Origin of the sequence: Pontibacter qinzhouensis (assembly GCF_008017455.1) — a bacterium.
Classification (GTDB): Bacteria; Bacteroidota; Bacteroidia; order Cytophagales; family Hymenobacteraceae; genus Pontibacter; species Pontibacter qinzhouensis.
The window spans coordinates 1-25606 of record NZ_VRTY01000063.1 but is presented as its reverse complement, the minus strand read 5'-3'; the positions used below and the strand labels follow the sequence as shown (position 1 = coordinate 25606).

Here is a 25606-nt window from a genome sequence, read left to right as displayed (position 1 = left end):
TTAAACAAAAGCATTTAATTCTAACAGAGTACGTTAGGCAAAATCGTGCTACTGAAAACGAGATTCAAAAACAGATTTAATAAACAAAAATTCACACCACATGGCAAGTGTTAATAAAGTAATCTTGATTGGTAATTTAGGGAAAGACCCTGAAGTCCGGCATCTGGAAGGCGGCGTAGCAGTAGCCCGTTTCCCAATTGCCACTTCCGAATCGTTTAAAGACAAAACCGGAGCCAAGCAGGAAAGAACAGAGTGGCACAACATTGTGCTTTGGCGCGGACTGGCTGAGGTTGCAGAAAAGTATCTGCGCAAAGGGCAGTCAGTCTTCATAGAAGGCCGCATTCGATCTAATAATTACCAGGACAAAGATGGCATTCAGCGGTACAGCACCGAAATTGTAGCTGATAATATGACCATGTTAGGAGGCAAGAGCGATGGTGGTGGCAGCAATGGCGGCTACCAGGAGTCATCAGCTTCTTCTTCGGCAAGCAGCTACAGCAACGCCTCTTCTCAGGGCGGCGGAGCACCTGCCGGCGCAAACGACGAGCCAGACGACTTGCCGTTTTAAACGATGTTTAACTTAACGATTTAACTTTGGACAGTATAGATCCCGGAGACCCCCTGAGTTATAGCTTATTCCAGTTCATCCAGATTTTAACCGCTGTACTCAGCTTTGAATACGTGGCAGCCATGCTGGCCTGCCTCTTCCTACTGCTGCTCTCCGCACTCGCCTCGGGTGCAGAGGCAGCTTTTTTTGCTCTTTCAGACGCAGAGTTGGAGCAATACAAAAACAGCCACAACAAGGCTGAGCAAAAAATTTACAGACTTCTGCAGACACCCCGCAAGTTACTCACCACGCTCCTCATCATCAACAATGGTATTAATGTCAGCATTATTACCTTGTTTGCTTATGTGTCGTGGCAGGTGTTCGGCACACGGTCTTTATCGGCATGGGCTATTATTTGCTGTATGCTGCTGGCCACTTTCTCTATTGTGTTCTTTGCCGAAGTACTTCCTAAAATCTACGCTAACAAACGCGGTGCTTCTATAGCCCGTAAACTGGCTCCTGCCATTAGCTTTCTTCAGGAGGTATCTAAGCCGCTTTCCAGCACCCTTATGGGAATCAGCGATTATATCGAAAAGCACTACCTTTCAAAATCATACCATCAGTCCCTAGAAGAGCTGCACCATAGCCTCGACATGGCCTTGATTAACGAAGAAACATCACCGGAAGAACGTAAACTTCTGCGCGGCATCGTAAACTTCGGCTCCATTACGGTAGGCCAGATTATGCGTCAGCGCAAAGACATTGTAGCCTTTAATATGAACGCCACCATACCCGAACTGCTCCCTCTCATACTGAAATGGGGTTACTCGCGTGTGCCGGTTTATGCCCACAGCAAAGACAAGATTGAAGGCATTCTGTACATAAAAGACCTGCTGCCTCACATAAACGAAGGGCCGGAGTTTAAGTGGCAGCACCTCATTCGGGTCCCGCTGCTTGTGTCGGAGCAGAAGCATATTGCCGAACTCCTCAACGATTTTAAAGACAAGCACGTGCACATGGCCATTGTGGTAGATGAAGAAGGTAAAACGACCGGTTTGCTAACCCTGGAAGACGTGGTAGAGGAAATAGTAGGCGAAATAAACGATGAGTTTGACGATGATGAAGAGATTATCTATTCTCAACTCGACGAAAATACGTTTATATTTGATGGCAAGACATCTTTGCACGACTTTTGCAAAATAGCAGAGATACCGTTCGATTCCTTTAACGAAGTAAAATCGGATGCCTCGTCGGTAGCCGGGCTTATGAGATCGGTTTTTGGCCGGGTGCCCCGTGTAGGCGAAACCCTGTCGTATGGGCGTTTCCATTTTACCATTGAGTCGGCGGACCTAAAGCGCGTTAAGCGAGTAAAGATTAATGTCACAAGCAAAAAAGAAGTTTTCCAGAAAGCCAGCTAGCCTTAAAACCCTGTTATGGTGCCTGGTAGCCACAACAATGGTAGCCTGTGGCGTAGAGTTCACACCAAAACCCAAAGGATATAACCGCATAGACCTGCCGGAGCCGGCTTACCAGCAGTTGCAGGAGGAGCACCCCTATACGTTTGAGTTTTCGAAATACGCTAAAATACGCCCTGATTCCTCCTCCATTGCACAACCACACTGGATCACGATTATTTACCCGGAGTTTGGCGCCAATGTACAGCTAACTTATAAGGCACTTAAAAATAACCCGAAAATGTTGAACGACCTGGTAGAAGATGCACGCAAGCTTACATCCAAGCATCAGGTAAAAGCCTACTCTATAGAAGAAACCGAAGTAAAAACACCAAAGGGAGATGTAGCGGCTGTCTTTGAACTGACAGGCGAAGTGCCCAGCCAGTTCCAGTTTTACGTTACCGACACAACTTCTCATTTTTTGCGAGGCGCGCTTTATTTCAGAACGGCCACCCAAAACGATTCCTTGGCACCTGTTATAGAGTTCATGAAAAAAGACATCGTGCACCTGCTCAATACCCTGGAGTTTAAAGGCAAATAACCTCTCCTACCCTTGACACCCAAACCACCGAAATAGCTTTGGAAGGGCGTTTTCGTTAGAATAATTTGGTTGTTAATTGATGGTTGTTGGTTGTTAGTTGTTAAATGGCTTCATGGTTAATCAACTGTTTTAAGAATAGCCGGGAAAGACTTTGAAGCCTGCGCAACCCTTGACCCAAAATCCTGCAAAAAGCTTCTGGAGGGTGTTTTTATTTGAATAATCTGATTGTTAATTGATGATTGTTAAATGCTTACTCTGAGAGATTTTGCCAATGCCTGACTTTTCAACTCATAACTTTTAACTCTTGGTAAAGTCGTCAAAACAATATAAGCAACTCAAAATTGATAAATCAAACGAAAAAAGCTTCTTCTATGACAGAAAAGCTGATTATTGAAAATTTTTAATTTTGAATTTCTAATTTTGAATTTGGCGAAGCTTCTAAACTAACAAAGGTCTTTTGCCCTTCCTCTTTTATCTTTGTTCCCGTAAAAGCCTTATCACAGAACTAAACCTGCCTAAACTGCCTTGAGCAACTTTTTCCATACCAAAATAGAATTTCTGAAGGGCGTGGGGCCGCAGCGGGCTGAGCTACTGCAAAAGGAACTGGGCATTTTTACGTATGGCGACCTCATACAGCACTACCCCTTCCGGTACCTCGATCGCACGCAGTTTTACAAAATTGCCGAGCTCGACGAGTCGCTGCCGTATGTGCAGATAAAGGGGCGCTTGCGTGGCAAAGAGCTACTTGGCGAAGGCCGCAAACAACGCCTCTCGGCTAGGCTGGTAGACGAAACCGGAGAAATAGAGCTTGTCTGGTTTAAGGGGGTAAAGTGGGTAGAAAAGTCGCTCAAGAACCACACCGACTACATTGTATTCGGAAAGCCAACCGAATTTAACGGCCGCTACAACATAGCGCACCCCGAACTGGAGGAGGTAACAGAACAGAAGCCCACCAACGCTTTTCTGCAGCCAGTCTATAACACCACCGAAAAACTCAAAAGCTTCCGCGTCGAGAGCAAAACCATTGCAAAGATGATGGAGGTGCTGCTCAACATGGCGGCTCCGCATATCCAGGAAACGCTATCGCCGGACCTCGTGGACCACTACCGCCTCATCGGGAAACGCGAGGCACTGCTCAACATTCACTTCCCTGAATCGGCAGAGAAATACAAGGCAGCCAAGTTCCGGCTTACCTTCGAAGAGCTTTTTTACGTTCAGTTGCGGCTGCTGCGCCAGCGGGTAGTACGCCGGGTGGAACTTAAGGGGCAGATATTTAAGAACATCCCGACCCTGAACGAGTTCTACAAAAATCACATGACCTTCGACCTGACCAACGCGCAGAAGCGGGTGGTCAAGGAAATTTACAAAGACCTGACAGCCGGTAAACAGATGAACCGCCTGCTGCAAGGCGATGTAGGAAGCGGCAAAACTATTGTGGCCTTTATCACCATGCTTATTGCCGCAGACAACGGAGCACAATCGGTGCTGATGGCCCCGACCGAAATACTGGCCGACCAGCACTACCAGGGCCTGAAGAAGTTTGCTGACAGCCTAGGCATTCTACTGGGCAAGCTCACCGGTTCCAGCAAAACAAAAGACCGTAAGGTACTGCACGAGCAGCTACGCTCCGGCGAAATGAAAATGATTGTAGGCACGCATGCACTGCTGGAAGATGTGGTGCAGTTTCAGAACCTGGGCCTTTGCATTGTAGATGAGCAGCACCGCTTTGGGGTAGAGCAACGGTCCAGACTCTGGCGCAAGAACCCGCAGATTATTCCGCACGTGCTTGTTATGACAGCCACTCCCATTCCCCGCACCCTGGCCATGACACTTTATGGCGACCTGGATGTATCGGTGATAGATGAGCTACCGGCCGGCCGAAAAGAGATCGTGACCGTGCACCGCTTCGACAGTCACCGGCTACGTGTGTTCGAATTTATCAGAAAAGAGATAAAGCTCGGCCGACAAGCCTACATTGTATATCCGCTGATTGAAGAATCGGAGGGCATGGATTACAAAGACCTGATGGATGGTTATGAGAGTGTGCGGCGGGCTTTTCCGGAGTTCCAGATCAGCATGGTGCACGGCAAAATGAAGGCGCAGGACAAAGACTACGAGATGCAGCGCTTCGTAAAAAACGAAACACATATAATGGTGGCTACTACTGTAATAGAAGTAGGTGTAAACGTGCCGAATGCCTCTGTTATGGTAATAGAGAGTGCCGAACGATTTGGCTTATCGCAGCTGCACCAGTTGCGCGGGCGTGTAGGGCGCGGGGCTGAGCAGAGCTACTGCATACTCATGACGGGCTACAAACTGAGCAAAGACAGCAAAACGCGCCTCGAAACCATGGTACGCACCAACAACGGTTTTGAAATTGCAGATATTGATTTGAAGCTTCGGGGGCCCGGAGATCTGATGGGAACTCAGCAAAGCGGCGTACTGGATTTGTTGATTTCTGATCTGGCAAAAGATGCTCCTATTTTGCAGGAGGCCAGGGCGGCGGCACAAAGAATACTGGAGCAGGATCCGCAACTGGAGCAGGACCAGCATCAGAATATCCGGAAGCACATACAGTCGCTGAGCGCGAATGCCGTAAACTGGAGCCGGATAAGCTAAGGAATTAGTTGTAGAGCTTGTTAGTTTGCTCTTCCTGCTGCAGATCGTTGGCCATAGCAGTTTGCTTGTCGTAGCTCAGGATGGCACGGCTCTGACGTGCAGGAGCTTTAATTTCAATTACTTCTGCATCACGCGTTATTTTACTGATGATGATTAAAGCCACAAAGACAAAAACTTTCAGTAAAGACTTCATATCATAGATTTAGATAAACGTTTTGTAAAAGCACTTTTACAAAAGTACACAGAAAGAATAAATAAACTAAACTAACAAGTATTCTATTTTGATAATTTAATTAGTCATTTGTATAGAAAAAAACCTATATTTAATCATCACAAACCTTATAACGCTGAAATTCAAATATTTATAAATTTAATTTCTAACACGTATGCAAGCTAAAAATATTGTACAGCAACAAAAAAATATTTCAACATCCTTGCGGCCAGCTTTTTGCTAAGTTCATCTAACAACTATTTCGCGTCCATGGCCTTGGCAGAATTCGGATGCAAAACCTTCTGGAGGCCGTTTTTATTTGAATAATTCAGCTTTCTTATAAAATTTACACGTCCAAGGCTTCACCTGAAAGCCTGCTTCACCGGCTACACGTATTAACTACCACACTTGCTGCAGCTATGGCGCATGTTTTTTATGTTGATAATCTGACAATATCCGGTTAATTTTCACCTTACTTTGCATAAATAACAAAACAAATCGTGATAAAACAATTCGCTTTACTGCTCCTGTTGCTGTGTTTCTTTTACCCTGCCTCACCGGCACTGGCGCAGGCAAAAATTAAAGCATCTACTCCCTTTGCTTACACTCTTGATGCCACAGAAGATGTGTATAACGAGCAGATTACAAATAAAACGCTGGCCCTAAATGCGAATGAGTTTGTGGTGCTGCACAAGCAAGGCATTAGCGAGTATACCGTTGAGAAATATTCAACCAACCTGAAGAAAGCCTGGAGTGCTGCTGTGCCCATTGCAGGTGTAGAGTCGGTTATCGCGTTTTTGAAAACAGGTGATGCAGCGCTTGTTATTACGCACCGCGATAACGGTCAGGGATCGCAGCAGTTGCATGGGCACCTGATAAACCTGGCAACCGGGGCTACTGAAAAAAGCCTGATGCTGCTCGAAGCGCCCATGTCGTTTCGGAAGGCGAACATAACTGCATCTGAAGATGGCGCACGGCTGCTGGCATACCAGTACCAGACAGACCCAAACCAGCAGATTACAAATATTAAGGGCAAGCTATACGATAGCAAACTAACCCAACTGAAAGATACCGATTACAACCTCAACGACCTTACTACTATATTCTCTGCCGACATCCAGATCAGCAGCAACGGCGACCAATATGTCAGCCTGATATCTGATAACATGCAGCGCCTGACGGTAAGACGCTACACCCTGGCTGGTGCTGAGGTTAAAAGCCTCTCGGTGCTGGCAGGAGGAGCAGAAGGCGGCAACAAGCTCTACATTCTGGACGGTAAATACAAACTGCTGCCCAATGGTAAATTATTCGGAACAGTACTTACTGCCGACGAAAAGACAGCTGTTTACCACAGCCTCAGAACCCTGAAATTTGACTTTGAAGCAGAAGACATGCTCTTTGCCGAAGAATTTAAGTTTACGCCTGCCTACCTGGAAAACATGAACAACATGGGGAGAGCCAGAGGCGTTGTAGCTGAACGGCTCGAAGATATTTACATTTCGGAACTGCTGCTTACTGCAGACAACAGGCTGGTGGTGATAGCTGAGAAAAAATTTGCAGCAGGCGGAGAGAACGCACCTTACTTCGGACTGGAACTACATCTCTTTTGCTACAACGATGTGCTTAACCTCTCCTGGAACTCCGTGGTCATGAAGCAGCAGGAAGCACCCGCCACACAGGGTTTTTCGGGCATTTCGTACAGAGCCCATTTAGCAGGCAACATGCTGCAGCTCCTGACACTGGAGCAACTAAACGGCAAGCACGATTTGTTCATGCGCTCCATCAGCACTGTAACCGGCTCTGCCAAAGCGCCTGTTGCCTTAGGTATTGCAGTGGCCAAATCAGCAGACATTCCTTATATAAAAAGTTTTACAAGCTGGCTAGCCGATAAGGAAATAGTAGCAGTTGCCAGAACAGCCAAAGCTCCAAAAAGCCTGCAGTTGCTCCGGCTCAGCTTAAAATAGGGAGTAAGGAGCTGGGAAAATTCCGTTCACCACTTACCTGAGGCCTCAGCTTGTGAGAGTTGGCATACAGGCTACGTTTTTATTGCCAGCTCAAAGTAGTTACAACAATATTTCTGAAGTGGTATTTGCGAGTTAAAAACTCGCTTTATTTAAAACCACAAGCTGAAAGCTTACGGCAGTGACATTACGTTGCATGCAATCAATTATTCTAATGAAATTGGCCTTCCAAGGGCTTCCTTCTGAAAAATGGCTCAGGGTATTTACAATATGGCTTTTTCAGGTATTAATTATTTATTCATCCTCTCAGTCACTCAGTCAAAATTCTCTTCTTTGCCCTCCCTAATTTTTAATTTTGAATTCATCTCAGCCACCAAATTATTCAAATAAAAATGCCCTCCAGAAGGTTTTTGAGCATTTTTGAGTCAAGGGTATACGGGAGCATGGAGTACGCAGAAACCAAAAGGCTTGCTGTGTTAGAGCAAGCCTTCGGGTTTGTTTAGAATTGAAAGTTAGTAGATGTACTCGTTTGCTTCTATCAGAGCGGCTGCTATACGGCGGCGGGCTTCTTTGGTGTTGTAGAGGTCTTTTTTGGTGAAGCGCTTCAGGCCCATAAACAGCAGGCGCTGCTCATCGCCTTCAGCCATGGCGGCAATACCTTCTTTACCTGCTTTAAAGGCAATATCAACGGCATCGTTTACCACCACCCGCACCATGTCGATTTGGTTAGCCACAGTTTCTTCGCCTTTCTGGCTCACCAGTTTCTCCACGCGCAGCAGCGTAGATTCTGCCACATACGTTTTAATGGCCATATCGGCAATGTTCATCAGTACCTCCTGCTCTTTGGCAAGCGAGTTCATGTACTTCTGCACCGCTGTTCCGGCCACCAGCAGAATAGCCTTTTTCAGGTTTCGGATGGCTTTGTGTTCGGCCGAGAACAAGCCTTCTTCCTCTGCTGCTCCGAAATCAGGAATAGCCATAAGTTCCTGCTGCACTGCCTGCGCTGGCCCCATGAGGTCAAGCTCGCCTTTCATGGCCTTTTTCAGGATCATGTCTACGGTCAGCATGCGGTTGATCTCGTTGGTACCTTCAAAAATGCGGTTAATGCGGGAGTCGCGGTAGGCGCGGTCCATGGGGTAATCGGCAGAGAAGCCATAACCACCGTAAATCTGCACCCCTTCGTCTACCACATAATCGAGCACCTCGGAGCCTTCAACTTTTATGATGGCACATTCCACGGCAAACTCACGGGCTGCTCCGAGCAAGGCCTCATTTTCATCTTTACCGGAAGCCAGCAGTTCCTGCTCCATGCGGTAAATATCTATACCGAGGCGGTAAAGCGCCGATTCTACAGCAAAAATGCGAATAGCCTGCTCCGCCAGTTTATGCCTGATGGCCCCGAACTTCGCAATTGGCAATTTAAACTGCTGCCGCTCATTCGCATATTTTACCGACAGGTCGGCTACTCTTTTAGAGGCTCCCAATGTAGCAGCTCCCAGCTTTACCCGCCCGATGTTCAGGATGTTGAAGGCAATTAAATGGCCTTTGCCGATGTCGCCCAGCACGTTCTCCACCGGCACCTGGCAATCAGTAAAGAATACCTGCCGCGTAGAGGAGCCTTTAATGCCCATTTTATGCTCCTCATTGCCAAGGCTCACTCCCGGAAAATCTTTCTCCACGATAAAACCAGTAAACTGGTCGCCATCTATCTGCGCAAACACAATAAACACATCAGCAAAACCTGCGTTCGTGATCCACATTTTCTGGCCGTTGAGGATGTAATGGGTGCCTTCTGCGTTCAAAACTGCTTTCGACTTAGCAGCCAGTGCATCGGAACCCGAACCTGGCTCAGTCAGGCAGTACGCCGACATCCATTCGCCGCTTACCAGTTTGGGCACGTATTTTTCCTTTTGCTCCTCCGTTCCGAAATACAGGATCGGCAGCGTACCAATACCCGTGTGCGCTGCAAAAGCCACCGGAAACGAGTGCCCACCTCCTACTGATTCTGTTACCAGCAAGGCCGTGTTAAAATCCATGTTCAGGCCACCATACGCCTCCGGAATAGAAACTGCAAAAAGGCCAAGTTCTCCTGCCTTTTTCATCAGGTTTTCCATCAGGCCCTCTTCGTGGTTATCGAGGCGGTCGAGCAGAGGCAGCACCTCTTCGCGCACAAAGTCGCGGCAGGTCTGCGCCATCATTTGCTGCTCCTCATTAAACTCTTCGGGTATAAATACATCCTGCGGGTAAGTTTCCTTTATCAGAAACTCTCCGCCTTTTATGCTAGCTGATTTGGTTTCCATATTTTCTTAAGATTATAGATGCTAGATTTTAGATAATAGATTTTTTTAAAATAGAGTTTTTAAAGCTGTAGATCATCTTCTGAATTTGTTCAAGCTGTTGTAGAATAGATTCGAGTGAAGCTTTACTAATCAACCCAAAGGAATTTGCTAAAATCAGTTGAGTTTCTAACTCAAAAGCAGAGCCAAGTGCTATGCTTAGAAACTGAGCAAACTCTTTAGCTGAGTTTCTTCCTGCTCCTTCAGCAATGTTGGAGGGCACAGATACAGCTGCCCGATTGATTTGAGACGTAAGACCATATCTTTCATTTGCTGGAAAGTTGGCAGTAGTTTCATAAACAACTTTTGCCAGCTCCATTGAACATATTTTAAGATCCTTGAAACTATGCATAAGATAAGTCTAACATCTAGAATCTACTATCTAACATCTACCGAAGGAGTTCATACACACCCGCCACACCTTGGCCGCCACCTACACAGGCCGTAACGATGCCGTATTTTTTGCCCAGGCGGCGCAGTTCGCTGAATTGCTGCACACTTAGTTTGGCTCCCGAACAGCCCAGCGGGTGACCTAAGGCGATGGCTCCACCACTTATGTTTAGTTTGGCCGGGTCAAAATCGAGGTGGCGCATAACGGCAATGGACTGCGCTGCAAAGGCTTCGTTCATTTCTATCAGATCGATATCGGCAAGTTTCATTCCCGCTTGCTTCAGGGCTTTCGGAACGGCAGCGATAGGTCCCATGCCCATAATACGCGGGTCTACGCCGCCAGTGCCATAGCTGATGAGGCGGGCAATCGGCTCCAGGTTCAGTTCCTTTACCAGCTGCTCGCTCATGACTAACACAAAAGCGGCACCATCTGATGTTTGGGAAGAATTACCAGCTGTAACCGTACCGCCATTCGCAAACACAGGTTTTAGCTTGGCCAGCCGCTCCAGCGAAGTATCAGCTCTGGGGCCTTCGTCGGTATCTACTACATAGCTGCGGGTTTTCTTTTTGCCGTTTTCGTCTACATAAGTTTCCTCCACGGTTATTGGCACAATCTGGTCTTTGAAGTAGCCATTAGCAATAGCGTTCAGCGCTTTCTGGTGCGACTGGAAAGCAAACTCATCCATGTCCTCGCGGGTCACGTTGTAGTCTTTGGCTACAGCCTCTGCGGTAAGGCCCATACTCAGGTACCAGTCGGGGTTATTTTTAGCGATCTTATAGTTGGGCACCGTCTTCCACCCTGCCGTTGGCACCATCGACATAGATTCTGTTCCACCCGCTATAATACAATCGGCCATACCAGCCTGAATGCGGTTGCAGGCCATGGCAATGGTTTCGATGCCGGAGCCGCAGTAGCGGTTTACCGTCATGCCAGAAACCGACAAGGGCAGCGACAAGAGCGAAATCATTCGACCGATCTGCAGGCCCTGCTCCGCTTCCGGTACTGCGTTGCCCACAATCAGGTCGTCTACCCGCTCCGGGTCCAGTTCCGGCACAGCGGCCATCAGGCGCTTAATTACGTCAGCGGCCAGGTCATCGGGTCTGGTAAACCGAAACACACCGCGTGGTGCTTTTCCTACGGCACTGCGAAATCCGGCTACGATATAGGCATTGTTCATATTTTTAATTGTTGAATTGCTGAATTGTTAAATTGTTGTTCTTTCTGCTATCGTACGGACAGGTCGCGACCTGTCCCCTCAGTTCCTCAGCGGCTTACCTGTCGTCAGGATGCTCTGGATACGCTCCAGTGTTTTGCGCTCTCCTGTCAGCGACAGGAAGGCTTCGCGCTCCAGGTCCAGCAGATATTGTTCGCTTACTTCGGTTGGGGCCGATAAATCGCCACCACACATCACGTAAGCCAGCTTCTGAGAAATCTTGAGGTCGTGCTCCGACATATAGCGGCCAGTATACATAGCGTTGGCACCTGTCAGGAACATGCCTAAGCCGGCTCTGCCCTGCACGCGTATGTTGGTTTTAGGAACCGGTTTGGTATAGCCTCTTTCTGCCAGTAAAATGGCTTGTGCTTTGGCATCGGCCAGCAAACGGTTGCAATTAATGGTTGTGCCATCGCTCTTGCGCATAAAGCCTAAATCCACAGCCTCTGCCGCTGACGTAGACACCTTTGCCATACCGATATTCAGGAAGATGTTCTTGAGCGTATTCAGTTCTATGTCGCCTTCTTCGAAAAGCTCAGCGGCACGCACCGTCATTTCTTTGGTACCGCCACCTCCCGGAATCAGACCTACTCCAAATTCTACCAGGCCCATGTAGGTTTCGGCTGCTGCCTGAATGTGGTCGCAGTGCAGGTTGAGTTCACAACCTCCGCCAAGCGTTAGGCCATGCGGTGCTCCCACTACCGGAACTGCAGAGTAGCGCATGCGCATCATGGTATCCTGAAACTGCTTAATCATAAAGTTCAGCTCGTCGTACTCCTGCTCCAGCGCCGACATATAAATCAGCGCCACGTTGGCTCCGGCCGAAAAGTTAGCAGCATCGCTGCCCACCACTACACCTCTGAACTCTTTTTCGGCCAGGTCGATGCCTTTATGCAAACCAGCTATCACGTCCCCGCCAATGGTGTTCATTTTGGTATGAAACTCGATGTTCAGAATACCATCGCCAAGGTCGATGATACTGACGCCACTGTTTTTCCAGACCAGTTTGTTATCGCGGAGGTTGTTGAGAACAATAAAGTTTTCTGCTCCGGGTATGGCTTTGTACTCTTTGCTTTGGATGTCGTAATAGCGACGCTGGCCGTTATCCACCACATAAAAGGACTCTTTGCCGTGATTCAGCATTTCTTCTACCCAGGGGGCAGGTTCGTAGCCAGCCTCTGTCATGCGCTGTAGGCCTTCGCGTGCTCCAATGGCATCCCAGTACTCAAACGGCCCCAGTTCCCAGCCAAAGCCGGCACGCAAGGCATCGTCTATGCGGTACAGTTCATCCGAAATTTCCGGAATACGGTTCGACACGTACTGGAACAGGCCGAACAGTGTCTCGTTAAAGAACTGTGCCGCTTTATCGGTTTGCGCTGAGAATGTTTTAATCCGTTTCTTTAGGTCATCAATTGGCTTTAGCACTTCCAGGCTCTGGAACTTCACTTTCTGCTTTGGCGCATACTCCATGGTGTTCAGGTCGAGCGTCAGGATTTCGGTTTTGCCTTTAGCGTCTTTTGTTTTCTTGTAGAAGCCCTGCCCGGTTTTGTCGCCCAACCATTTTTTCTCCGCCATCTGCTGCACATAACCCGGAATCTGGAACAGATCCCGCGACTCATCCTGCTCCCCTGCCTGGTAAAGGCCGTTGGCTACGTTAATGGTGGTATCCAGACCAACTACATCTAAGGTGCGGAAGGTGGCTGACTTTGGCCGGCCAACGATGGGGCCTGTAATCCGGTCTACCTCATCAATGGTCAGCCCGGTTTTCTCCATGGCCTTCAGGGTTTGCATAATGCCGTAAATGCCTACGCGGTTGGCAATAAAGGCTGGTGAGTCTTTGGCCAGCACCGTGGTTTTGCCCAGGTACAGGTCGCCGTAGTGCATCAGGAAATCTACAACTGCCTGGTCTGTGTCAGGGGTTGGGATAATTTCCAGTAGCTTGAGGTAGCGCGGCGGGTTAAAAAAGTGCGTGCCGCAGAAATGCTTTCTGAAATCCTCAGAGCGTTCCTGAGCCATAAGGTGGATGGGTATACCGGAGGTGTTGGAGGTAATAAGTGTGCCGGGTTTGCGAAATTGCTCCACCTGATCGTACACCAGCTTTTTAATTTTCAGGTTCTCCACCACCACCTCAATAATCCAGTCGGCGGTGGCGATATCCTTCATGTTGTCTTCAAAGTTACCGGTCTGAATGAGGTGTGCGTCAGACTTGCGGTACAGCGGCGATGGGTTAGAAGCAACGGCCGCCTGCAGAGAGCTATTCACGATTCTGTTCCGGAACTGCTTACTATCGGTCGTTATTTTTTTGGCCTGCTCTTCAGGCGTTGGCTCCTTCGGAACAATATCGAGCAACAGCACCTGCACACCTATGTTGGCGAAGTGGCAGGCAATGCGCGAACCCATTACGCCGGAACCAAGCACGGCTACTTTCTTAATAATTCTTTTCATAGAAATTTTTATGATGGTCTATTTAAAAAGACATAAGTATCATGAAACAAGACTTTTCGATTTATTTTTGATTAAGATGTTCTGATGGCAGCACAAGGTGCTGTTGCCGGCAATTTCCTAAAATGGTATAGCTGGTGTTCAGAAAATATTTTTGTTCTCTACCATGTTAATGAGCTTACTGCAGACCTGGAAAAAAGCCTGCAGTTCCTGCTCCGGAATTTCATCGCGCACCTTATGGTTAAAGTGCTTTACGGTCCGCCGCGACACTTCTTTCTTCTCCAGTCCTTTTTCTGTTAAGAAAATACGAACCAGCCGTTTATCCTTCTCATCAGAAACTTTGTAGATTAGGCCATCTTCTTCCATACTTTTCAGAATACGGGTGAGGCTCCGGGCTTCTAGGCCGAGCAGCGGAGCAATTTTGGTGGCAGGAGTGCCTGTTTCCTGGTTAATGTTTAACAGCACAAACCCGATGGAGGTGGTGATACCGTTTTTGCCTGCCTCGGTATTATACATACGCGAAATGGCATGCCAGCACACTTTTACATTATAATCTACGGTTTCTTCTGGCTTCATAGTCTTATACTGGTTATACCAAATATAAATAAAAATGTTATGCTTGCATACTATTTTAACGGAAAAATTCGGTGCCTGTTGCAACACAGCTTACATAAACTTTCAGATAGCAACAAACATGAGGTTAAGCAGGTAGCAAGCCCACAAAAAAGCCCCGCTAGTTGGCAGCAGGGCTTTCTTATGGTGCAGAACTAATTTTGTGGCTTCCCAAAAGAGCTACAACCCTTGAGAGGCCTCGCCCTTAACATGGATTTTTTTCTTCTGAAGGCCATTTTCATTAGAATAATTCAGGCTAGTACATGCTGTCGATTTCGTTCGTATATCTGGTGGTAATAACCCGTCGTTTTACGCTCAGTTTTGGTGTAAGCTCCCCACTTTCTATGGTCCACAGCTTAGGCAGAAGCTTAAACTTTTTAATGGTTTCGAACTGGGCAAGCTGTTCGTTGGCTTTGTCAATCTCCCGCTGAAACTTGTCGAGTATTTCGGGTTTTGTAATCATCTCTTCATCGGTGGTGTACGGTATGCCTTTAAACTGGCAATAATCCTGCAGCCCCGGGAAGGAAGGCACGATAAGCGCTGCAGCATATTTCTGGCCATCGCCTACCACCATCGTCTGCTCAATTACCACCGATTCTTTCAGCTTGTTCTCGATCATCTGGGGTGCTATGTATTTTCCGCCCGATGTCTTGAGCATTTCTTTTTTGCGGTCGGTTATTTTCAGGTACTTCCCGTTTACAATCTCGCCAATATCGCCGGTATGGAACCAACCATCCTTGTCAATAACCTCGTCTGTTAGCTCAGGCTTTTTGTAGTAGCCTTTCATAATGTGCGGCCCACGGGTCAGAATTTCACCATCGGTTGGAGCTATCATTACTTCTACACCATTTATAACAGGCCCTACGGTGCCGATCTTGTTATCTTCGGGTTCCCAGCGGTTCACGGCTATTACCGGCGAGGTTTCTGTTAAGCCGTAGCCTTCCATTACCCGGATCTGGGCCGACCAGAACACGCGTGCCAGGCGGGCCTGCAGTGCAGCACCACCCGATACAACAGCAATAATATTACCACCCAAAGCCTCGCGCCACTTACTGAAAATGATCTTATTGGCAATTTCGAGCTGTTTATTGTACCACCAGCCCTGGTTTTCCTGGGTGTCGTATTTCAGACCCAGCTCCAGTGCCCAGAAAAACAGCCTGCGTTTTATGCCAGTAAGCTCCATTCCTTTGGCAACTATTTTGTCGTATACCTTTTCAAGCAGGCGTGGTACGGTGGCAAACACATGCGGCTGCACTTCTTTCAGGTTATCGGCTACCTTTTCAATGCTCTCGGCGTAATAAATAGATACCCCGGAATAAACATACAAATACAATAGCATGCGTTCGAACACGTGGCTCAGCGGCAGAAAACTTAGTGCCCGGTGCTTGTGGTTTACAGGCAGAAAAGGCATTACGCCCATTACATTGCTTACCAGGTTATTGTGCGTGAGCATAACACCTTTAGGGTTGCCGGTGGTGCCTGAGGTATAAATTATGGTCAGCACATCGTCGGGTGCCACGGCTGCTTTTAATGGCTCCAGTTCCTCGGGGTTTTCCTGCTCACCTAACTCGGCTACCTCATTCCAATGGTTGGCTCCCTGTACCTGGTCGAAGGTATAGATGCCTTGTATGCTGCTCATGCCTGCTGTGGCTGCCGATACTTTGTTGTAGAGGCCGCTATCGGCTACAAACACAATGCTCACACCGGCATCGTTAAAAATAAACCGGTAATCTTCTATGGTAATGGTAGGGTACATAGGCACGCTGATGGCACCTAGCTGCTGAATTCCAAAATCGATTAACACCCACTCCGGTCTGTTAAAAGAGATAATGGCAACTTTATCGTCCTTGCCGATGCCCAGCTTTTTCAGGCCTAAGCTAATGTGGTTTACTTTATCCTGCACATCCTGAGTGGTGTACTTTTGCCAGCTATTGTTAACTTTTGCAGCCAGAGCGTCGGGCTGGGGGTACTTCTGAAGCTGATGACTTAAGAGATCGAATGTGCGGGTAACCGTCATAACTTTCTTATTTTTAGGCGATTGTGTGGTTATCATATCAATACAGAATTCTTAGAGATCAAAGCTAAATACTTACGCATGTTAGTTAATTTTATTCACAAATACCATGCTAAGTAACTAGATTTTTTTGGCTCCTGCGCCATTTCGCTATATTTTGTTTAACCTAAATTACTAATCAAATCGTGCCATAGAGCCAGTGTACTATTCTTTTACTATTTTTGAGGCTTTCGGATACACCTGTATGAATCTTTCTATTTTCTTTGAGCCTCTGAACGAGGATTTGTTCGCCATGTTCAGCAAGCCACGCACGCTGGGCACTTATATTAGCCGTTTTGTAAGCAGCTTTCCGGATTGGCGTGCCGCCGATATTGCCATAATTGGCGTACACGAGACCCGTGGCCGCGACAAAACAAGCACAGCCACAGAAACCACAGACCCGCCTGCCCGCGCTGTACGCAAAAAGCTGTATAGCCTTACCAAAGGGGCCGGCCGCTGTAAAATAGTGGACCTTGGCAACCTTCGCCCCGGCATAACCCTCGACGATACGTACCTGCGCCTGAAGGAAATTGTGGAACTGCTGGTATCGCACAACACCATACCGGTTATTATAGGAGGCTCTCAGGACCTGGAGTTTGGCCAGTACCTTGGTTATGAGCACCTGGAGCGCCCCGTAAACATGGTTACCGTAGACAGCCGGGTTGATATGCTGGAGGAGTCGGATGAGCCGGCGAACAGAAAACAGCTGCGCCAGATCCTGATGCACGAGCCTAATTACCTGTTCAGTTTTGGCCAGGTAGGTTACCAGTCGTACCTGGTGGAGCCAGAAGTAATGGGCACACTTGAGAAGCTGCATTTTGAGGCATACCGGGTAGGCGAGGTGCATAAAAGCCTGCAGGAAATGGAGCCAATAGTAAGAGGGGCCGATTTGCTCACCTTCGATATTTCGGCCATCAGGCACCAGGATGCTCCCGGCTACGAACCGGCCAACCCATTTGGCTTAACCGGTGAGGAAGCCTGCCAGATTTGCTGGTATGCCGGTCTGAACGATAGCCTCACCTCCATCGGGTTTTATGAGTACCAACCCGAACTGGACGAGCGCGATTTAACGGCCACCACCCTGGCTACCATGATCTGGTATTTTATAGAAGGCTACTACCACCGCAAAAACGATCTTCAGTTTACAGGTAACAAGTTTACAAAATACGCAGTAGGCTTTCATGATAACCCTGACAAAATGGTGTTCTACAAGAGCAAGCACAGTGAAAAGTGGTGGCTCGAAGTGGAGGCGTTATCAGCAGAGAAAGGATCGCGGATTGTACCCTGCAGTTACGAAGACTACCTGCAGGCCACGAAAGGTGAAGTTCCTAACCGCTGGGTAGTAACGCAGGCAAGGCTCGGCTGATTATTTAAGGTGCTGATTTCTAAATTTGAAGATTTGGAGATGAGGAGATTTGGAAATGAATTACCAGCGCAGGCTTTAAAAAACTATTAACTCTTAACTAATTAAAGCTCCTGCGTTTTTACAGCGTGTGGAGGACAAAAATAGTTTAACTATATTTGAATATACTCTTAACTTATTTATACTAAGACCCGATGCCTGAAACAGACACTAAGGCAAATGAACATGCGTTGCCAGAGTACACACTGCAACAACTTGCCTCCCGAAACGGCCAGGATCGGGATGAGGTGTGGGTAGCGTATAAAGGCGTGATATATGATGTAAAAAAATCGAGGTTGTGGCGCAGTGGCAACCATTATGAGCACTGGGCCGGGCAAGACCTGACAAAAGAACTACAGGATGCCCCGCACACTGAATATGTTTTTGATAAATTTACGGCCATTGGTACCGTAAAAAAACCAACGTATTAAAAAGGTAATCCGCAGGAAGGCTGCTGCCTTTCTGTTTGTACACATACTTTACTTATAACCATATGATCTTACTAGCAGATAGCGGCTCAACAAAAACAGATTGGCGTTTAATGGACGCCACAGGTTCTCATCAGCAGGTTTTTACGGCTGGCATAAACCCGCAGTACCTCGATACCGACGAAATATACGCCATCTTTGAAAAAGAGCTTGTGCCGGTCCTACAACAAAAGTCTCCTGTTTCTGTGTATTACTATGGTGCCGGTTGCAGCTCGCCTGAGCGCAATAAGCGTGTAGAAGACGCTCTCCGACGTGCTTTTCCTGACAGCAATGTACACGTAGACCACGACCTGCTTGGCGCAGCCAGATCGCTTTGCGGCCACCAGCCAGGAATTGCCTGCATTTTAGGAACAGGCTCTAACTCCTGCCTCTACGACGGCAAAAAAATTATCGACAACGTGCCTTCGCTAGGTTTCCTGATGGGCGATGAAGGTAGCGGTGCTTTCCTGGGCAAACTGCTCATTAGGGCTTACCTGTACCGCGAGTTACCTGAGGAACTGGCAGAGTCGCTGAAGAAAACATACAACCTGACAAAAGACGGCATATTAGATTCAGTTTACTACACCGATATGCCAAGCACCTACCTGGCTACTTTTGCTAAGTTTATGGGTGAGAAAAGCAAGCATCCTGTTATACATGCCATGATCTACGAGAACTTTAATGAGTTCTTTGAGCGCCATGTATGCAAGTACAAAGACTTCGACAAGCTCCCGATAAACTTTGTAGGTTCTATCGCTTATCATTTCTCTGACATTCTGCACCAGGTGGCTAAAAAGTTCGGAGCACATATAGGCCTTATTCTGCAAAGCCCTAGCGAAGGCATGGTACGTTACCACCAGGAGCAACTGGAGAAAGAGCAGTAAGACTTTTGATTGAGTTGATGAGCGCGCATCTTTAAAAATGCGTGCTCATTCATCCCACTCTTCACCCCTGCCTTTTTTCTAACATTATAACTTTCTAGCTTTCTAACTCCACAACGTGTCTACTACAGAATCAGCCTCTCATTATAATAACCTGGAGCAGCTCTCGGTGCAGGAACTGCTTGTTTCTATTAACCAGGAAGACAAAACCGTTCCGCTGGCTGTAGAAAAAGCTATTCCGCAACTGGAGAAACTTGTAGAAGTGACCGTGGAGAAGCTCCGGCAAGGAGGCCGACTTTTTTATATAGGTGCCGGCACCAGCGGCAGGCTTGGTATTGTTGATGCCTCAGAATGCCCGCCAACGTATGGCGTTCCGCATGGTATGGTTATCGGCATTATAGCGGGCGGCGACGGTGCCATCCGGAAAGCAGTGGAGTTTGCCGAAGACGATGAACAGCAAGCCTGGTTAGATCTGCAGGAGCACCAGATTACCGATAAAGATGTGGTAGTAGGCATTGCAGCATCGGGTCGTACCCCGTACGTTATAGGCGGCCTTAAAACGTGCCGAAATACAGGCATTAGCACCGGTTGTATTGTATGCAACCCAGGTAGTGCCGTGGCAGCTGCTGCCGAGTACCCTGTAGAAGTAATAACAGGCCCGGAATTCGTGACCGGCAGCACTCGTATGAAGGCTGGTACTGCCCAAAAACTGGTGCTCAACATGCTTACCACCGCCACCATGGTTCGCCTAGGCAAAGTGAAAGGCAATAAAATGGTAGACATGCAGCTCTCGAACCACAAGCTTGTGGACAGGGGCACCCGCATGCTAATGGAGGAGCTTCAGTTACCAGAAACCGAAGCAGCTGCTCTGCTTCAGAAACATGGCAATGTACGCGCTGCCATTGAAGCATACGAGAAAAAGTAATTGCCGCAATTCAGAATTTTGAATGAGTGAATGAGCGGATGAGTGAGAGTAGAAACTTTTAACTCATAACTCTTAACTAACCTAAAGCTCCTCTATTGTCTCCAGTCGCTCTGTCAGCACGTGGGCAGCTTCGTTGCTGGGGGCAATATAGTAGGCTACGGCACCGGGATAATTAAAATTAAATTCCTGCTGAGTCAGGCTAAAGAGGACTTTCCGCCGATAATCTTTTAGACTTTCGAGGCCCAGATCCAGGCGCTGTTCGTTTATATTCTCCTCCTGTGTTTCACTGAGCTTCTCCTTCATAAATTTGCTTAGGTCGGGCAGGCGTTTGTCGTTTTCGCAGTCTTTTGGTTTGCCGCAGGATATTTTTACCAGCGCCCTTGTTTTGTAGTCGCCAAAGCCTTGCTTCTCCATCAGGTAAGCGGCAGCATGCGGAGCAAGCCTGCCCTGCTGCACGGCTTCCTGCAGAATTTTGGTAAAGTCGTAACCATCCATAAAACGGGTTTGTCGCTCTATTACAATGGCAAATCGAGGCAACAGTTCCAGCGTATCGCCTACACCAATCTGATTTTCGCCAGGGTAGCCGTGCTTCTCAATGGCACGCAGCAGCACCCCCACATTAGCTGCTTCAATTTTACGCAGAGTATCTATGTGCGCACGCAAGCCTCCTTTTGCCTGCCTGAAATACTGGTCGCGGGCATAAAGCTCATCGAGATCGGCTCGCAGGTCCAGGTTTACGTGCTGTCGGTAATTTTTTCTGTATCTCGGATATTTGCGCTCAAACTTCCTCCATTTCTTAGATTCCTGCAACGGCTTAAATCCTCTCTGCTTTTTCAGGTACTCCAGGTCCACTCCTTTTAGCGCCAGCTTTTCCAGGTAAGCATACGTTAGCTTTTCGTTGCCCTCGTGTGTGGCACAAACAGCCGCATTAAAATAGTCTTTAGCAAAAGGCGATGGCACTGCAGCAAAAGCCTGCTGGTACAGGTCTAGGGCAGTTTCGTAGTTTTTCTGTGCGAGCGCCAGCTCCGCCCGGTTAATATGCGGGTGGTACACTTCTGTATAATCAGGAGAAGCAAGGGCAGTAAAAAAGCCGAAAAAGAAAAGCACCAGGAGCGACAACCGATGCAGCCCCCTGCTAAAAAAATGACGCATAAACCGTGTTTTGTATAAATCTGGCGTTCTAAACTGAACGCATAAAAGTGCCTTTACAATATAGCATAATTATAGCCGCTATAAAACCTGCAGCCGCTTTCGGTTTAAATACCATCACATTTCGTGCAGATACTCTGTGCCCTTGTTGTTATCCTTTTTTGGGAACAGCCCGCATGTTATGGTAGATTGGGCCAACTTTGTTTTGCCTCTTGCAGTAAATCAGAAAACCGGCAGCTTTAGCTGAAGCCGCCTTCTTAAACGAATTAATATGCATACTATAGAACCATATTACAACTGGCTTGATTTATACACAGCCGCAGAGGACCCGAGGTCGCCATTATATGGTGCCGAAAACAGCCTTACCGACTTTACGCACACGATCTACGGATACTACATTCACCCTCAATGGGACGATATAGATTCTGAAACACTGTTCATAAAAATCCTATTTACTGATTACGATCTTGGTTATACCATTATAGAATTTATTGGCGAGTGGAACGACACACTCAACAACGACATCATGAAGCTTAAGCGCAACATCATCGACCCTATGGTGTATGAGGGCATCAAACATTTTATTCTGATTGGGGAAAATGTCTTCAACTTTCATGGTTCAGACGATGCCTACTATGAAGAGTGGTTCGAGGATGTGGAAGACGGTTGGATTGCCGCCATCTGCTTTAGAGACTTCGTGCTGTCAGAGATGCGGAACTACAGTATCGATTATTATATAAACTCTGGAGGCACCATGGAAGAAGTACCCTGGCGCACCTTTACGCCCAAACGCCTGTTTGGCCTTGTTAATGGCATGATTCAGAAAAGGCTTGGCAATTAGGCCTGCAGCAACAGAAAGAGGAGCTTACCGGCTCCTCTTTCTGTTTTAGTTAGTCTTTTTTTTCTGTTGCCTCTTCAATGTCTTCGGCTACATCTTCTGCCTCATCTTCTACATCTTCAGCAGCATTTTCTATTTTGTTTTCTGCTTTATCTTGTCTGCTTGTTTCGCAAGATGCCAGCGTCATTACACTAGCTGCCATCATTAAATACATTACTTTTTTCATGTGGTAAACTCTTAGGTGTTGAATAGTAAGATGCCTGCTTAAACCTCTGGAAAAGCAGGGCCTGCACAGCTTACGACACGGAAGAAATTAGGTTAGTCAGAAAACAAAAAAGGCACTCGATAGAGCGCCTTTTTGCAGAACCAGACTATAGCCGTGGCTCATAAAATCTTGTACAGATTATAATGAAGTAGTATCAACTTCAGTAGTGGTAGTGTCAACATCTATAATAGTTGCATCATCTTCTTCTACAACAACTTCGTCAGTAGTTGTTTCTTCAGTAGCAGTAGTAGTTGACTCGCAAGAAGCGAAAACGAAAAGGCCAGCAACAAATAATAAACCGAATACTTTTTTCATGATGATAGAATGATTGGTTGAATGAAGCTTCAAATATAATCACATATCTGAATATACTAATAAAAGTACCTGATTTTATTTTTTCCGGAATACCAGTTTAATCGGCACACCGTCAAATCCGAAGTGCTTTCTTATGCTGTTTTCCAGGTACCTTGTGTACGACTCTTTGATGTACTGCGGCAGGTTACAGAAAAAAGCGAACGTAGGGTTGTGCGTAGGCAGCTGCGTAATATACTTGATCTTCACAAACTTACCTTTTATAGCTGGTGGCGGATAACGATCAATCTCTGGCAGTATTTTGTCGTTGAGCTTAGAGGTAGAGATCTTTTGCGTTTTGTTCTCATACACCTCCATTGCCGTTTCGATGGCTTTGTGCACACGCTGCTTGGTAACTACTGAGGTAAAGATAACCGGCACGTATTTGATAGGTGCAATTTTCTCCAGTATCTCCTCTTCAAACTCTTTCGTTGAGTTAGTATTTTTCTCTACCAGGTCCCACTTGTTCACCAGTATTACAATGCCTTTTCGGTTCTTTTCGGCCAGCGAGATAAGGTTTACGTCTTGCGCCTCTATGCCGCGTGTGGCATCTAATATAATAATGCATACATCCGCATCTTCGAGGGCACGGAGCGAGCGCATAACAGAGTAAAACTCTATGTCTTCGCTTACTTTGCTCTTGCGGCGAACACCGGCTGTGTCTACAATAATAAACTCTTTGCCGAAGGCGTTGTAGCGCGAGTCGATGGCATCGCGGGTGGTGCCGGCAATATCGGTTACAATGTTACGCTCCACACCGAGCAGCAGGTTCACAAACGACGACTTGCCAACGTTTGGTCGGCCAAGCACGGCAAATTTAGGAATACCTGCATCAGGGTCTTCTACGCCTTCGTCTTTGAAGTGTGTGATAACAGCATCGAGCAGTTCGCCAGTGCCGGAGCCGTTTTGCGACGAAACCGGGAAAATCTCCAGCCCTATACCCAGCGCATAGAACTCGCCCATCTGGTGCGCCCTCGCGTTGCTATCGGCTTTGTTGGCTACAATGTAAATAGGTTTGTCGGTGCGGCGCAGGTAGTTCGCAAATTCTTCATCCAGACCGGTAAGGCCGGCATCTACGTCTACCATAAACAGGATGACATCGGCCTCTTTTACAGCCAGTTCCACCTGCTTATTTATCTCTTCCTCAAAAATATCGTCGGTGCCGTGTACGTAGCCACCGGTGTCTATTACGGTAAAATACTTGCCTATCCAGTCGCCGTGGCCATAGCTGCGGTCGCGGGTTACGCCACTCACGTTGTCCATAATAGCCTTGCGGTGCCCGATCAGGCGGTTAAAAAGTGTAGACTTGCCCACATTAGGGCGGCCTACAATAGCAATGATGTTAGATGACATCGAATAAAAAAATAAAATAGTTAAAGTGCCCCCGGTGCACCCTGCACCGAAGCTTTATTTGTGCTAATATTCTACTCGCCGCTATAGCCGAAGCGCCGTAGCAGCTTCTGGTCTGTTCGCCAGTTTTCGTTCACGCGCACATACAAATCAAGAAATATCTTTTTCTGGAAAAACTCTTCCATGTCTTTGCGGGCCTGTGTGCCCACTTTTTTAAGCGCCTCGCCTTTGTGCCCGATAATAATGCCTTTCTGGCTTTTGCGCTCCACGCTTATCTCGGCCCTGATGCGGATAATGGTTTCCTCCTCCTTAAATTCCTCTATCACCACTTCGGAGCTGTAAGGAATCTCTTTTTTATAGTTCAGGAAAATCTTCTCCCGGATCATCTCCGACACAAAGAAACGCTCTGGCTTGTCAGTCAGTTCATCTTTCGGAAAATAAGCCGGATGTTCGGGCAAATAATGCAGCAAACGCTGGAACAAATGGTCGAGGCCAAAGTTGTGCAGCGCCGAGATGGGCAGTATTTCTGTTGGCTGCATCTTCTCCTGCCAGTAGGCCACTTTTTCAGTCAGTTCCTCTTCGGTGGCCTGGTCTATTTTGTTGATGAGCAGCAGAATAGGCACCTGTGCATGCTGCAGCCGCGCAATTACATCGTCCTCGTCGTGCTTCTCATAAATATCGGTCATGAACAGGATCACGTCGGCATCTTCGAGAGATGTGCGCACAAAACTCATCATCGACTCGTGCAGCGCGTACTGTGGCTTTATGATGCCAGGCGTATCGGAGTACACAATCTGGAAATCGTCGCCGTTGAGAATCCCCATAATGCGGTGCCGCGTAGTCTGGGCTTTTGATGTAATGATGGAGAGCTTTTCGCCCACCAAAGCATTCATCAGCGTAGATTTGCCAACGTTCGGCTTACCCACTATACTAACAAAACCGGCTTTATGAGGAGTTTCTGACATGCGTTTAAATTTGAGGTTGCAAAAGTACTTCTTTTTTACGTAGAATCCTTGTGGGTGAATTAATTATGAATTGTGAGTTTTGAATGAGTGAAGGAGTGGATTCAGGGAAAATGAGAGATTTATGGTCTTTTTAACTGAAAGAGCAGTGACTAGTGAGAACGTACATCAGATTATCTTTTGAAAACAGGTTTCCACTACCTACAGTTACCGCTTTAGTATTCCAATATTTCATCACGCATTCTCTCAATCATTCATTCCCTTATTCAAAATTCAAAAAATCTCTTATTCAAAATTCCTATAAGCCATAGATAGATAATATCAACAACTAACGGGTTCTAGTTTGTATCTTTGCACCCGGAAATCAGTTAAAGATTTTATGAGTAAAAAATCGACAGGGAAAATTGGCGTACTGCTGGTAAACTTAGGTACGCCAGATACTCCTAACACACCCGATGTAAGAAAGTACCTGCGCGAGTTCCTGATGGACAAGCGTGTGATTGATATACCCCTGGTACAGCGCTTTGCTTTAATAAACGGCATTATTGCCCCGTTTCGCGCCCCGAAATCTGCCAAGGTTTATAAAGAACTCTGGACAGAACGTGGCTCTCCGCTACTCTACCATGGCCTCGACCT

General features: G+C 47.2%; 23 protein-coding genes. 11 read left to right on the top strand and 12 right to left on the bottom strand.

Going from position 1 to position 25606, the window contains the following annotated elements:
* Window positions 1–100 precede the first annotated feature (100 nt).
* The 4 genes from FVR03_RS15745 to recG all read left to right on the top strand — a co-directional run bounded on the left by FVR03_RS15745 (window position 101) and on the right by recG (window position 5161).
* Window positions 101–568: a single-stranded DNA-binding protein gene (locus FVR03_RS15745; RefSeq protein ID WP_147922722.1), complete on the top strand. Its 468-nt coding sequence runs from the start codon at window positions 101–103 to the stop codon at window positions 566–568.
* Between the two features lie 26 nt (window positions 569–594).
* The gene (gene gldE, locus FVR03_RS15740) at window positions 595–1965 is read left to right on the top strand and encodes a gliding motility-associated protein GldE (protein ID WP_255474244.1); all 1371 of its coding nucleotides are present in this window, start codon (window positions 595–597) and stop codon (window positions 1963–1965) included.
* The gene (gene gldD, locus FVR03_RS15735) at window positions 1925–2542 is read left to right on the top strand and encodes a gliding motility lipoprotein GldD (RefSeq protein WP_147922721.1); all 618 of its coding nucleotides are present in this window, start codon (window positions 1925–1927) and stop codon (window positions 2540–2542) included. The genes gldE and gldD overlap by 41 nt, the downstream gene beginning before the upstream one ends.
* Window positions 2543–3067: 525 nt before the next feature.
* A complete protein-coding gene (gene recG, locus FVR03_RS15730; protein WP_147922720.1) occupies window positions 3068–5161 on the top strand; it encodes an ATP-dependent DNA helicase RecG in 2094 nt (697 codons plus the stop codon).
* Between the two features lie 4 nt (window positions 5162–5165).
* On the opposite strand, the gene FVR03_RS15725 is transcribed toward recG, so the two are convergent.
* The gene (locus FVR03_RS15725; protein ID WP_147922719.1) at window positions 5166–5354 is read right to left on the bottom strand and encodes a hypothetical protein; all 189 of its coding nucleotides are present in this window, start codon (window positions 5352–5354) and stop codon (window positions 5166–5168) included.
* Window positions 5355–5872: 518 nt separating this feature from the next.
* Here FVR03_RS15725 and FVR03_RS15720 point away from each other — a divergent pair.
* The gene (locus FVR03_RS15720; protein WP_147922718.1) at window positions 5873–7336 is read left to right on the top strand and encodes a hypothetical protein; all 1464 of its coding nucleotides are present in this window, start codon (window positions 5873–5875) and stop codon (window positions 7334–7336) included.
* A 509-nt stretch (window positions 7337–7845) separates the two neighbouring features.
* On the opposite strand, the gene FVR03_RS15715 is transcribed toward FVR03_RS15720, so the two are convergent.
* From FVR03_RS15715 to FVR03_RS15690, 6 genes are all read right to left on the bottom strand, one after another.
* Window positions 7846–9633, bottom strand: coding sequence for an acyl-CoA dehydrogenase FadE (locus FVR03_RS15715; RefSeq protein WP_147922717.1), 1788 nt, complete (start codon window positions 9631–9633; stop codon window positions 7846–7848).
* 28 nt (window positions 9634–9661) lie between these two features.
* A complete protein-coding gene (locus tag FVR03_RS15710) occupies window positions 9662–9988 on the bottom strand; it encodes a four helix bundle protein (protein ID WP_255474243.1) in 327 nt (108 codons plus the stop codon).
* Between the two features lie 70 nt (window positions 9989–10058).
* On the bottom strand, window positions 10059–11237 hold the full coding sequence (locus FVR03_RS15705) for an acetyl-CoA C-acyltransferase (protein ID WP_147922715.1): 1179 nt from the start codon (window positions 11235–11237) through the stop codon (window positions 10059–10061).
* A 78-nt stretch (window positions 11238–11315) separates the two neighbouring features.
* Complete coding sequence (locus FVR03_RS15700) at window positions 11316–13718, bottom strand: 3-hydroxyacyl-CoA dehydrogenase/enoyl-CoA hydratase family protein (protein ID WP_147922714.1); 2403 nt, start codon at window positions 13716–13718, stop codon at window positions 11316–11318.
* A 138-nt stretch (window positions 13719–13856) separates the two neighbouring features.
* On the bottom strand, window positions 13857–14291 hold the full coding sequence (locus FVR03_RS15695; RefSeq protein ID WP_147922713.1) for a MarR family winged helix-turn-helix transcriptional regulator: 435 nt from the start codon (window positions 14289–14291) through the stop codon (window positions 13857–13859).
* 292 nt (window positions 14292–14583) lie between these two features.
* Window positions 14584–16344: an AMP-dependent synthetase/ligase gene (locus FVR03_RS15690; RefSeq protein ID WP_147922735.1), complete on the bottom strand. Its 1761-nt coding sequence runs from the start codon at window positions 16342–16344 to the stop codon at window positions 14584–14586.
* A gap of 241 nt (window positions 16345–16585) precedes the next feature.
* Here FVR03_RS15690 and FVR03_RS15685 point away from each other — a divergent pair, with 241 nt between their 5' ends.
* The 4 genes from FVR03_RS15685 to murQ all read left to right on the top strand — a co-directional run bounded on the left by FVR03_RS15685 (window position 16586) and on the right by murQ (window position 20055).
* Window positions 16586–17746, top strand: coding sequence for a formimidoylglutamase (locus tag FVR03_RS15685; RefSeq protein ID WP_147922712.1), 1161 nt, complete (start codon window positions 16586–16588; stop codon window positions 17744–17746).
* Between the two features lie 191 nt (window positions 17747–17937).
* On the top strand, window positions 17938–18213 hold the full coding sequence (locus tag FVR03_RS15680; RefSeq protein ID WP_147922711.1) for a cytochrome b5 domain-containing protein: 276 nt from the start codon (window positions 17938–17940) through the stop codon (window positions 18211–18213).
* Window positions 18214–18275: 62 nt separating this feature from the next.
* A complete protein-coding gene (locus tag FVR03_RS15675) occupies window positions 18276–19133 on the top strand; it encodes a hypothetical protein (protein ID WP_147922710.1) in 858 nt (285 codons plus the stop codon).
* Window positions 19134–19248: 115 nt separating this feature from the next.
* A complete protein-coding gene (murQ, locus tag FVR03_RS15670; RefSeq protein ID WP_147922709.1) occupies window positions 19249–20055 on the top strand; it encodes an N-acetylmuramic acid 6-phosphate etherase in 807 nt (268 codons plus the stop codon).
* 81 nt (window positions 20056–20136) lie between these two features.
* On the opposite strand, the gene FVR03_RS15665 is transcribed toward murQ, so the two are convergent.
* Window positions 20137–21207 (bottom strand): hypothetical protein, encoded by a 1071-nt coding sequence (locus FVR03_RS15665; RefSeq protein WP_147922708.1) that lies wholly within the window; start codon window positions 21205–21207, stop codon window positions 20137–20139.
* Window positions 21208–21475: 268 nt separating this feature from the next.
* Here FVR03_RS15665 and FVR03_RS15660 point away from each other — a divergent pair, with 268 nt between their 5' ends.
* Window positions 21476–22045, top strand: a complete 570-nt coding sequence (locus FVR03_RS15660; protein ID WP_147922707.1) for a hypothetical protein — start codon at window positions 21476–21478, stop codon at window positions 22043–22045.
* Window positions 22046–22094: 49 nt separating this feature from the next.
* Here the strand turns inward: FVR03_RS15660 and FVR03_RS24470 are convergent, their stop codons facing one another.
* The 4 genes from FVR03_RS24470 to era form a co-directional block, all read right to left on the bottom strand.
* Window positions 22095–22268, bottom strand: a complete 174-nt coding sequence (locus tag FVR03_RS24470; protein ID WP_187270186.1) for a hypothetical protein — start codon at window positions 22266–22268, stop codon at window positions 22095–22097.
* A 177-nt stretch (window positions 22269–22445) separates the two neighbouring features.
* On the bottom strand, window positions 22446–22622 hold the full coding sequence (locus FVR03_RS24465; protein WP_187270185.1) for a hypothetical protein: 177 nt from the start codon (window positions 22620–22622) through the stop codon (window positions 22446–22448).
* Between the two features lie 75 nt (window positions 22623–22697).
* Window positions 22698–24011 (bottom strand): ribosome biogenesis GTPase Der, encoded by a 1314-nt coding sequence (gene der / locus FVR03_RS15655; protein WP_147922706.1) that lies wholly within the window; start codon window positions 24009–24011, stop codon window positions 22698–22700.
* A gap of 71 nt (window positions 24012–24082) precedes the next feature.
* Window positions 24083–24973, bottom strand: a complete 891-nt coding sequence (era, locus tag FVR03_RS15650) for a GTPase Era (RefSeq protein WP_147922705.1) — start codon at window positions 24971–24973, stop codon at window positions 24083–24085.
* Between the two features lie 376 nt (window positions 24974–25349).
* Here era and FVR03_RS15645 point away from each other — a divergent pair.
* On the top strand, window positions 25350–25606 hold a 257-nt coding region (locus FVR03_RS15645; RefSeq protein ID WP_187270184.1), incomplete at its 3' end, for a ferrochelatase.

Bases quoted from the DNA above. Each gene is read 5' to 3' on its own strand.
- FVR03_RS15745 (WP_147922722.1), top strand. From the start codon at position 101: ATGGCAAGTGTTAATAAAGTAATCTTGATTGGTAATTTAGGGAAAGAC.
- gldD (WP_147922721.1), top strand. From the start codon at position 1,925: ATGTCACAAGCAAAAAAGAAGTTTTCCAGAAAGCCAGCTAGCCTTAAA.
- FVR03_RS15725 (WP_147922719.1), bottom strand. From the start codon at position 5,354: ATGAAGTCTTTACTGAAAGTTTTTGTCTTTGTGGCTTTAATCATCATC.
- FVR03_RS15715 (WP_147922717.1), bottom strand. From the start codon at position 9,633: ATGGAAACCAAATCAGCTAGCATAAAAGGCGGAGAGTTTCTGATAAAG.
- FVR03_RS15710 (WP_255474243.1), bottom strand. From the start codon at position 9,988: ATGGAGCTGGCAAAAGTTGTTTATGAAACTACTGCCAACTTTCCAGCA.
- FVR03_RS15705 (WP_147922715.1), bottom strand. From the start codon at position 11,237: ATGAACAATGCCTATATCGTAGCCGGATTTCGCAGTGCCGTAGGAAAA.
- FVR03_RS15700 (WP_147922714.1), bottom strand. From the start codon at position 13,718: ATGAAAAGAATTATTAAGAAAGTAGCCGTGCTTGGTTCCGGCGTAATG.
- FVR03_RS15695 (WP_147922713.1), bottom strand. From the start codon at position 14,291: ATGAAGCCAGAAGAAACCGTAGATTATAATGTAAAAGTGTGCTGGCAT.
- FVR03_RS15690 (WP_147922735.1), bottom strand. From the start codon at position 16,344: ATGACGGTTACCCGCACATTCGATCTCTTAAGTCATCAGCTTCAGAAG.
- FVR03_RS15685 (WP_147922712.1), top strand. From the start codon at position 16,586: ATGAATCTTTCTATTTTCTTTGAGCCTCTGAACGAGGATTTGTTCGCC.
- FVR03_RS15680 (WP_147922711.1), top strand. From the start codon at position 17,938: ATGCCTGAAACAGACACTAAGGCAAATGAACATGCGTTGCCAGAGTAC.
- FVR03_RS15675 (WP_147922710.1), top strand. From the start codon at position 18,276: ATGATCTTACTAGCAGATAGCGGCTCAACAAAAACAGATTGGCGTTTA.
- FVR03_RS15665 (WP_147922708.1), bottom strand. From the start codon at position 21,207: ATGCGTCATTTTTTTAGCAGGGGGCTGCATCGGTTGTCGCTCCTGGTG.
- FVR03_RS15660 (WP_147922707.1), top strand. From the start codon at position 21,476: ATGCATACTATAGAACCATATTACAACTGGCTTGATTTATACACAGCC.
- FVR03_RS24470 (WP_187270186.1), bottom strand. From the start codon at position 22,268: ATGAAAAAAGTAATGTATTTAATGATGGCAGCTAGTGTAATGACGCTG.
- FVR03_RS24465 (WP_187270185.1), bottom strand. From the start codon at position 22,622: ATGAAAAAAGTATTCGGTTTATTATTTGTTGCTGGCCTTTTCGTTTTC.
- der (WP_147922706.1), bottom strand. From the start codon at position 24,011: ATGTCATCTAACATCATTGCTATTGTAGGCCGCCCTAATGTGGGCAAG.
- era (WP_147922705.1), bottom strand. From the start codon at position 24,973: ATGTCAGAAACTCCTCATAAAGCCGGTTTTGTTAGTATAGTGGGTAAG.